This window comes from Oceanispirochaeta sp. M1, from assembly GCF_003346715.1.
Classification (GTDB): domain Bacteria; phylum Spirochaetota; class Spirochaetia; order DSM-2461; family DSM-2461; genus Oceanispirochaeta.
In genome coordinates this window covers 19,794-28,537 of sequence record NZ_QQPQ01000053.1, presented here as the reverse complement: position 1 = coordinate 28,537, position 8,744 = coordinate 19,794, and the positions used below count along the sequence as shown (strand labels likewise).

The window sequence follows — 8,744 nt, the reverse complement described above, 5'->3', positions numbered from 1 at the left end:
CCTTTAAGGGAGCTGAAGGAATCTCGAAGAATACGAGTTTGATAGGCTGGCGGTCTAAGTGTGGAAACATATTGAGCCGACCAGTACTAATTTTCCGTGAGGCTTGACCATATTATTATTTATCTCTTCGTATAATGAATCCTGCCATAGGTTTAACCTGCGGTATGGTTCATATATAGCTGTCTGACCCCCCAGGTCAGTCAGTGATCTGGTGATTTTAGCATTGAGGTTATACCCGTTCCCATCCCGAACACGGAAGTCAAGCTCAATCGCGCCGATGGTACTGCCAAGGTGGGAGAGTAGGTCGTCGCCAGTTTATTTAAGCCCCAGTCTTCGGACTGGGGCTTTTTCTTTTATAAGTTCTCATCTGACCTTCAGCTGCCATAATGGTTGCCATTAGGTAGTGAATTCACTATATATATGTATTTTTATCAATGAAAGTTACAGAAACATTCATTTTTTTAAGAAAAAGATGAAATATGTATTGCAATCTGTCATTCATTTATTATGATTAGATTAACTTAACGGAGGTACGTAATAATGAAAAAAAAAGTTTTTGTTCTGATAACATTAATATTTTTACTGAGTGCAGGTTCTATTTTTGCTGAGACAGGTATAGGTGCAGCATTTGGTTACGGAATTGGTGGTAGTAATGTAGCTCTATCACTTGATATTGATGCCATTCCAGGTACTGTTCAGACAGTTTCAATGCGCTTTAACAGCAACTATTTCGGTATAGGAATCACTGATGACTGGTATCTTATTGATAATGTCTTTATTGACGATCCCTTTGGTTGGTATTTGGGATTAGGTTTCTATGTGAATATGGGATTTTCAAATGATTTCAGTATTGCCTTTGGAGCCAGAGCACCCATCGGAATAGATGTTACATTACTGGAAAATCAGCTTGTATTATTTCTTGAAGCAGCACCTTCCCTTGGATTGGGATTTAATCCCGATATTTATTTTCCTGACTGGGATATTGCCGGTGCAATAGGGTTCAGATTCTACTTCTAATCAGAAAATTATTGATATTTATTTCCCCTTTATAGTGAAGGGGATTTATTTATAACCTTATGGAATAAGCAAATATATGGTAAGTATCGTAATTCAGTAAATTCTTATCAAAAGAGCTCAAAATTCACTATAGGTTCCTTGTAAAAAGATATGGTTATCACTATACTTTTCAAATATTTATTTATAATAACAGATACCACCACTGGAGGATCAGATGGCTAAAATTAGAGTTGGATTTAATGGAATGGGTAGAATTGGTAAGAATGTAATGAGAGTCATTACATCCCAATTAAATGACCAGATTGAGATTGTTGCAGGAAACGACCTTGTTACTGCAAAAGAAATTGCAGAAGCTCTTCCCAAAGACTCAATTCACGGAAAATTTCCCGTTGATGTAAAACTGCTAAGCGACAATGTAATTAAAATCGGTTCACATGAAGTAACCATATACGCTGAAAAAGACGCAAATAACATTCCCTGGGGAAAGCATAATGTTGATGTAGTTCTTGAATGTACAGGTTTCTACCTGACTAGCGAAAAAGCTCAGGCTCACATCAATGCAGGTGCTAAGAAAGTTATTATTTCCGCACCCTGTAAAGATGATACAAAAACTGTTGTTATCGGTGTTAACCATGACACAATCACAGCAGATGACAAGATTCTTTCTAACGCTTCATGTACAACAAACTGTCTTGCTCCCCTTACAAAAGCAGTTGATGACAGCTTCAAAGTAATCACAGGTCTTATGTGTACTACTCATGCTGCTACATCTACTCAGAGAGTACAGGACTTTTTCGGTGGTGGTAAAAACAGAGCCACTCTGAATAACATTATCCCCGCATCAACCGGTGCTGCCATTGCTGTAGGTAAGGTTCTTCCTCACCTGAACGGTAAGCTCAACGGTACTGCGCTTCGTGTACCTACAGACACAGGTTCTGTAGTTGAAGTTGTTTACCTCCTCGAAGGAAAACATACTAAAGACGAAATCAATGCAAAAGTTTCTGCTAACGCAGCTAAAATCAATGGAAGCTCCCTCATGGGTAAGATCCTCGACGTAAGTGATTACTACGAGTGTTCCAGAGACGCTGTGGGCGAAGCCTGGAGCTCTATGTACATCCCCGGAAACACATGTGTTACCGAAGCTGGAGACAATACTCTGGTTAAGATGACTTCTTACTATGACAATGAAATGGGTTACTCAACCAGAATGGCTGAACTGGCTCAGATTTTCTCTGCTATGTAAGTATACATCTCGTTGAGATGATTGTACCGTCCGATTTTCGGGCGGTTTTTTATTTATAAATACGCTTGTTCAACAACTGCCCTCTAATGTTGACAGAATGTATACAAACGTTGAAAATGTTTCCACAATTTATTTAAAAGGAGTATTTTTTTGGAGAATAAACAACAATGGGGAAGCCGTTTTGGTTTTATCCTGGCTGCCGTAGGTTCGGCTATCGGACTCGGAAACATCTGGCGTTTTCCCTATATGGTATATGAAAACGGGGGAGGAGCTTTCCTCATCCCTTATTTTGTTGCCCTGTTAACAGCAGGTATACCCATTATGATAATGGAGTTTTCTCTGGGGCATAAAAGCAGAGCAGGAGCACCCCTCTCTTTTTCCCAGCTAAATAAGAAATGGGAATGGCTTGGTTGGTGGCAAACCGGAATTTCGGCCGCAATCGCTGTCTATTATGTAGCCGTTGTAGGATGGTCTTTCAGTTATATGGGTTTTGCTCTGACCAATGCCTGGGGCAGTGATCCCGCAGACTTCTTCCTTAATGATTATCTTGCTATTACGTCTGGACCCTTTGAGATGGGTAGTATTCAAATTGGTATTTTCATCACTATCCTTTTTGCCTGGTTTCTTAACTTTCTGGCAAGTTATGGAGGAGTGCATAAGGGGCTGGAACGAGCCAATAAAGTATTGATGCCCGTATTGATAGTCATGCTTCTGGTTATTGTGGTAAGAGCCGTGTCTCTTCCCGGTGCAGCCCAGGGTCTTGAACTTTTATTTAAGCCTGATTTTTCCAGGATACTTGATCCAACTGTATGGATTGCCGCTTATGGTCAGATCTTCTTCAGTCTCAGTATTGCCTTTGCCATTATGCTGACCTATTCAAGTTATCTTCCTAAGAAATCTGATATTGTAAATAATGCATTTATGACTGCTCTGTTGAACTGTGGTTTCAGTATGCTTGCGGGGATCGCAATTTTCAGTATTATCGGTTTCATGCAGTTTCAGGCTGGTGGAACTCTTCCCGAGAAGATGGCTGGAGTATTTCTTGCTTTTGTAACACTGCCCTCAGCAGTATCACAGCTGCCGGCTCTTAATACGTTGATCGGAGTTCTTCTTTTTCTGACACTGGCCTTTGCCGGTCTCTCTTCTTTCATTTCAATAAACGAAGTTGTTGTTCGCTCTATTGTGGATAAGTTCGGATTTGCGAGGAAAAAGGTCTCAATCTACTACACCCTCATAGCAGGAGCTGTAAGTATGGTATTCGCAACCGGAGCTGGACTGCATATTCTTGATCTGGTGGATCACTATATCAACAATTACGGGATCGTATTTGCCGGACTAATTGAAGTTATACTACTGGGATGGTTTTATGACCTCTCTTCCCTTAGAGAGCATGCGAACCTGACCAGTGACTTCAAAGTAGGTAAGTGGTGGGATATTATGATTAAATTCGTAACCCCTCTGGTTCTGGGAATCAATTCTGTACTCAATCTGATTACAGATTTAAAATCAAATTATTCAGGTTATTCAACTGCAGCTCAGATTGTATTTGGATGGGGCTTGATTGCTGTACTGATCGCAGTGGCTGTCATTGCTGCAAAATCAAAATGGCATGATGCTGAGGCAATTTAGATCAGTCTCGGGAGTATAAGGCCCATAGGCCTACACAAGGAAATCGCCGAGACTGTAAATCAGTCTCGGTAGTATAGGAGAGTAAAATGTCCATAGATGCAATTATTATGATGGTTCTGGGTCTGAGTATTACCTGGGGCGGTGCCGGTATATGTCTGTATATAGCTATGAAGAAAAAGTAAGTATCAGACAGAAATAGAATATATATAGAGATAGACTCATTTAGTTTGAGTCTGTCTCTTTTTTTTACTATTTTAAATCTGAGGTATAAATATGTTACAGGAATTAAATGACTTAGAAACAATTCAGAAAGCAATGTCATCAGAGGGATTTCACTTCTTCTACTTCTCTCGTCCGGCCTGCGGTGTATGCGGAGCCATTAAGGAGAAGGTACTGTTGATGCTGAAAGATTATCCCGGGATCAGTTCTTATTATATAAACCTTGATAATGTACCTGAGGCAGCCGGACAGTTTTCTTTATTCACTATTCCGGCTGTACTGCTTTATATTGATGGAAATGAGATTATAAGAGAAGCACGGTATATATCAATGGATGATCTGGAAGCAAAAGTCGCCAGGCCCTATGGGATGGCCGGCCTTTAGATCAGATGGTTCCGATATTGATATCACATACGATATCACTTTCAGGCTAATTCATATGTTTAGAATATTGATATCATATACGATATCACTTTGATTTTTTTCGATATTGATGGCTTAAAACCATTTAACAATATTGAAGATACAGATTCCTATGATCACTATCATGACTCCCATAAACAGCTTATCTACCGCACGATGAGTCATCTTAATAGATAGCTTTGAGCCCGCCAGACCTCCGATTATTCCTCCGAGGATCATCAGGGTGAGGATGATCGGTTCAAAGGGAGGAATGTTACCGGATATCGCTGTAAACAGCAGGCTGGTGACCTGAGAGAAGAATATGACAAAGATTGAGTTCAGCGCCGCGGTTTTACTGTCCATGGAAAAGAAAAAGCCCAGAACAGCAAGGTTGATGGGTCCTCCACCTATCCCCAGGAAGGATGCAAGCCCTCCCAGCAGAAATCCTATAAAAACGATAAAGAGTATATTGTCTTTATGACGGGGTGTGATTATTTCTTTATATAGTGTGTAAAAAAGAACCATTACAGTCAGCAGAAGAAGTATCCCCGACTGGGTGACTCCAAGGACCATCTCATTTTCAAAACTACCCTTTATAATATCAAATATATGTTTACCGGCCATTCCACCGACAATTCCTCCAACTGCAAGAAGGCTGGCCGTCTTTTTATTAACCTGAATTTCGGATTTTCTATTTTTAATCAATGTTACTGTAGACATAGAGAGTACGGTACATCCTGATAGGAAGCTGATGCTTGCCACACCGAAAGTAGAGATGCTGTCCAGGACAGGTTTGATGATGACGCCGCCGCCGATTCCGCTGATGGCACCGACTATGGATGAAAAGAAACTTATTATGAAATAGAGAATGGACATGACTTAATCTCCGGGAGTTTTGATATCGATTTATATTAGTATGTTTGGCAGATTAGTACCATAGTGGTCCTTTTCTTCAGGTCTCAGGGTTCCTGTGGAAGCATAATGATAACCCGGCCCTGTCTGAGCATTTCCCTGTTATGTTCAGAGGATATCAGCATTTTCACGGTTTCATCGGGAAGGATAAGATCTGTCTTGTTCTTTCCATATACTTTGCGTGCCATGGTTCGTAAGGGATACACACCAATCCTCTTACTCAGGCTGCCTAAATCGTGGCTGTACGTATAACCCGCATTACCCCATTTTTGCAGCGCTTCCGGTTCTGTCATCTTAGCACTGTGAATCAGATTCATAGACGAATCATAGAGTCTGGGAAAGAGGCAGGGGTTTAAAAGAACATCCTGTTCCGAATTCCCCTGATAGGGCAGAGCCTCAGCAGCATAGATGATTATGCCGGTAAAATCTTCATTGGCTGTATAAATAGGACTCACCGGAGAAGGGTGGGGTTTGCTGTGAGTGATCACAAGTTCAGCCAGATCCGGAAAAATGGGAAGTATATAGCGAACAGTGAGAAACTTCCTGTCTCCCGTTGCCGTGGTGAACACCTTTTTCATCTTCTGGGAAAGGTTCTCCAGTTCTCTCAGGAGTACGGGATCTTCTGTTATCATATCGGCAATTGTATGGGTGGAATCCACTCTCAAATCCTGTAGAACTCCGCCTGTGATTACAGGAGTCTGCCGGATAATATACTGTTCTGTTTTAAAGCGGCCTGTGGGCTGGTTGGACTCCTCTTCAATAGGAGATGTAATGTCCAACTGGAAGGTTCCATTGAACCAGTCTATCTCACTGTGAACCTCAAGCTCGGTCTGGGCAGATAAAAACTGAGGGAGCAGGAAGCAGATCATCAGGAACAGGCTGTTAATTTTCAAATCTTTCTCCTTCAGAGTGGGGAACACTTAAGATCATTCCCGGTTTAATCACAGCATTCAGGGGTAAACTGTTACCCGCTGCAAGTTCCTCGGGGCTGAGGTTGTATTGTCTTGAGATTCCCCATAGGGAGTCTCCTTCAAGGATAGTATAACGTCCAGTCCATGACTCTGTCATGTCAGAAATCATCACACCCTTTCGTTCGGGAATATCATCATGAATCAGGGGGACAAGGAGAATCTGACCTATCCTGAGATAGCGGCTGCTCACACCCGGGTTGTATTCTCTGACCATGGATATGGGTATTCTATACCACTCTGCCAGTTCCGAGAGGGTATCACCTGACTGGATCTTGTAACGCTTGAACTCCAGAAGATCACTCTCTTCTTCGAGAATCTTCAGAATCTGATCTCTCATAGCAGAAGGAACCTTTAATTCATATCCACTGGATGCGGGAGGAGTTACAGCATAATTCAGCTCGTTGTGGGCTGTGAGAAAGAGATTCTTATCTATACCGGCTTTCTGTGCAATCCGTCTGATATCCACACTCTTCTCAATGGGGATTTTTTCCCAGAAGGTTCTGGCTCCCCAATGCAGAGGAAGGCCATAGCTGCCCTTGCTGTTACTCAATATAGTCACTGCCGCCAGCTTGGGAATATAGTTTCTTGTCTCCCGGGGCAGCAGGTTCTTCTCTGATAGTTCCCAGTAATCCGAGATCCCTGAGGAAGCTACAGTTCTAGTCACCTTTCCAAGACCGCAGTTATAGGCAGCCAGAGCCAGGTACCAGTCGCCAGTTTTTCTATAGTTGTAATTCAGTTTGTGGAGAGCCGCTTCTGTTGATTTCCAGAAATCCCTTCTGTCATCCTGCCAGGCATTCACAGAGATATCGTAGGGTTCAATGCTGTTCATCATAAACTGCCACATCCCCGCAGCACCGGAGCGGGACAGTGCATCCACCCTGAAGGCGGATTCTATTACCGGCAGATAGAGAATCTCAGGAGGCATACCCTGTGCTTCCAGCCGTTCGGCAATAAAAGGGATAAAGGGTTCGGCCCTTGTGAGGCAGCGATTGAGGTAGGCAAGACCATCGCCCTTGGAAAAATGTTCCAGGTAGTAATCAATTCTGCTGTCCGCAGGGAGAGTGCTGCTCCATACCTTTGCCAGGTAATGTTCTGTTCTTTCAGGAGTATTTCTATATTTAACGGCACCCGTAAAAGAGCCTGTAACGGCCCCGGGGGATGTACTGTGATCGGCTCTTATGGTCTGCAGATGACTCATCCCTGCAAAAAGAGGAAATCCTGCAAGGTAGAAAAAGAGTAGTATTAAAGTTTGTCTCCGAAATATATTCCAGCCCATTCCCATCTGTTATTTATCTCCGGGTCTATTGGATATTTTATTCTGTTAAAGTAGAGGTACCAGACCTTTATTCTATAAGACCAGCCCCCTGTTCGTAGAAAAGCCTCATTATCATTAGAGTCTGTTTCCAGATTTCTGTTATACCATACTGATGATTTCAGAAAATAAGCCAATTCCATAGGAATTTCGGTAAAAGGATCGTAGCGGTCCTGTCCCCAGCTCATCATAAAGAAATCTTCTGCCTTATATCTGTTTAATCGGCTTCCGCTGCGGGTCCTGATAGCATATTTTATGGAATTCACAAGACCATCCAGATCTTCCCTGGTCCAGTCTTTCTTGGAATAGTGAAAATTCAGGTAGTGATTGATTTCATTATAGACATTCGGCATCCCCGGAATAGTTGTAGGCTCGGCGTCGAGGAATTTCTCATAGTTCACAATCGACTCGTTCCACAGTCCCTCGGACTCGTAGGATACTGCCAGATTGTAATAAACCTGACCTCTGTCAATCTCACCGGAAAAGCGGGTGATCAGTTCGTTGTAATAGGCAATCTTCTTAAGTTGATCATTCTCATAATACCCTATCAGTTTTTCCAGACTGAAATAATGGATTGATCGTCCCCTGATTATCAGATCCTCATAGTTCTTCAACAGTCTGTTGTAGTAGATGACGGCAATATCCATGGCATTCTCTTCTTCATAGATAGATCCTAAAAGAAGAAGGTAGTAGGCGTTATAGCTGTCTTCGGGATGCAGATACAGATGCTTGTTAAGAAACTGCTTCAGAATCTCTGATTCCTCTTCCTTCATATAGCGGGAAATTATCTGCTCCATAATTCCGTAACGGAGTGTATCATCCTCCTGCACATCCAGAATATCCAGAAGCTCCTGAATCCTCAGGTCCGTTTCCTCGTTGCCCGTAAGAAAAGGGGAGGGCTCTTTCCGGTTGCCGCAGGAGAAGAGAACTGTAATAAGAAGTAACAGTAGAACTGTCTGAACCGATCGTTTCATTCAATTGGGGATTTTATCACAGCCCCCCTGTGATGACAAGTTGTCACCCCGGGGGCAGCCCATGC

9 protein-coding genes and 2 rRNA genes are annotated in these 8,744 nt (G+C 42.5%); 7 read left to right on the top strand and 4 right to left on the bottom strand.

The features are described 5' to 3' along the window. The 7 genes from DV872_RS23185 to DV872_RS23155 form a co-directional block, all read left to right on the top strand. Positions 1-111 (top strand): 23S ribosomal RNA (locus DV872_RS23185); the annotation flags it as partial. Positions 112-207: 96 nt separating this feature from the next. After that, positions 208-316: ribosomal RNA gene (gene rrf, locus DV872_RS23180) — 5S ribosomal RNA — on the top strand. A gap of 224 nt (positions 317-540) precedes the next feature. Beyond that, positions 541-1,017 (top strand): hypothetical protein, encoded by a 477-nt coding sequence (locus tag DV872_RS23175; protein ID WP_114632351.1) that lies wholly within the window; start codon positions 541-543, stop codon positions 1,015-1,017. A gap of 214 nt (positions 1,018-1,231) precedes the next feature. Further along, positions 1,232-2,260 (top strand): type I glyceraldehyde-3-phosphate dehydrogenase, encoded by a 1,029-nt coding sequence (locus DV872_RS23170; RefSeq protein WP_114632350.1) that lies wholly within the window; start codon positions 1,232-1,234, stop codon positions 2,258-2,260. Between the two features lie 150 nt (positions 2,261-2,410). Then, the gene (locus DV872_RS23165; RefSeq protein WP_199563530.1) at positions 2,411-3,889 is read left to right on the top strand and encodes a sodium-dependent transporter; all 1,479 of its coding nucleotides are present in this window, start codon (positions 2,411-2,413) and stop codon (positions 3,887-3,889) included. Between the two features lie 86 nt (positions 3,890-3,975). After that, positions 3,976-4,071: a MetS family NSS transporter small subunit gene (locus DV872_RS23160; RefSeq protein WP_114632348.1), complete on the top strand. Its 96-nt coding sequence runs from the start codon at positions 3,976-3,978 to the stop codon at positions 4,069-4,071. A 91-nt stretch (positions 4,072-4,162) separates the two neighbouring features. Next, on the top strand, positions 4,163-4,492 hold the full coding sequence (locus DV872_RS23155; protein WP_114632347.1) for a thioredoxin family protein: 330 nt from the start codon (positions 4,163-4,165) through the stop codon (positions 4,490-4,492). A 114-nt stretch (positions 4,493-4,606) separates the two neighbouring features. Here DV872_RS23155 and DV872_RS23150 read toward each other — a convergent pair whose 3' ends face one another. From DV872_RS23150 to DV872_RS23135, 4 genes are all read right to left on the bottom strand, one after another. Next, positions 4,607-5,386 carry a sulfite exporter TauE/SafE family protein gene (locus tag DV872_RS23150; RefSeq protein ID WP_114632346.1) on the bottom strand — a complete coding sequence of 260 codons (780 nt, stop codon included), beginning with the start codon at positions 5,384-5,386 and terminating at the stop codon, positions 4,607-4,609. 83 nt (positions 5,387-5,469) lie between these two features. Next, positions 5,470-6,315, bottom strand: coding sequence for a hypothetical protein (locus DV872_RS23145; protein ID WP_114632345.1), 846 nt, complete (start codon positions 6,313-6,315; stop codon positions 5,470-5,472). Continuing rightward, on the bottom strand, positions 6,305-7,675 hold the full coding sequence (locus DV872_RS23140; protein WP_114632344.1) for a lytic transglycosylase domain-containing protein: 1,371 nt from the start codon (positions 7,673-7,675) through the stop codon (positions 6,305-6,307). Before DV872_RS23140 ends, DV872_RS23145 begins: the two co-directional genes overlap by 11 nt. Continuing rightward, positions 7,636-8,679 carry a lipopolysaccharide assembly protein LapB gene (locus DV872_RS23135; protein WP_114632343.1) on the bottom strand — a complete coding sequence of 348 codons (1,044 nt, stop codon included), beginning with the start codon at positions 8,677-8,679 and terminating at the stop codon, positions 7,636-7,638. Before DV872_RS23135 ends, DV872_RS23140 begins: the two co-directional genes overlap by 40 nt. Between the last annotated feature and the right edge of the window lie 65 nt (positions 8,680-8,744).

What these genes read in the sequence shown, in the direction of transcription:
- DV872_RS23170 (WP_114632350.1), top strand. Translation starts at nt 1,232, where the DNA reads ATGGCTAAAATTAGAGTTGGATTTAATGGAATGGGTAGAATTGGTAAG.
- DV872_RS23140 (WP_114632344.1), bottom strand. Translation starts at nt 7,675, where the DNA reads ATGGGAATGGGCTGGAATATATTTCGGAGACAAACTTTAATACTACTC.
- DV872_RS23150 (WP_114632346.1), bottom strand. Translation starts at nt 5,386, where the DNA reads ATGTCCATTCTCTATTTCATAATAAGTTTCTTTTCATCCATAGTCGGT.
- DV872_RS23135 (WP_114632343.1), bottom strand. Translation starts at nt 8,679, where the DNA reads ATGAAACGATCGGTTCAGACAGTTCTACTGTTACTTCTTATTACAGTT.
- DV872_RS23155 (WP_114632347.1), top strand. Translation starts at nt 4,163, where the DNA reads ATGTTACAGGAATTAAATGACTTAGAAACAATTCAGAAAGCAATGTCA.
- DV872_RS23175 (WP_114632351.1), top strand. Translation starts at nt 541, where the DNA reads ATGAAAAAAAAAGTTTTTGTTCTGATAACATTAATATTTTTACTGAGT.
- DV872_RS23160 (WP_114632348.1), top strand. Translation starts at nt 3,976, where the DNA reads ATGTCCATAGATGCAATTATTATGATGGTTCTGGGTCTGAGTATTACC.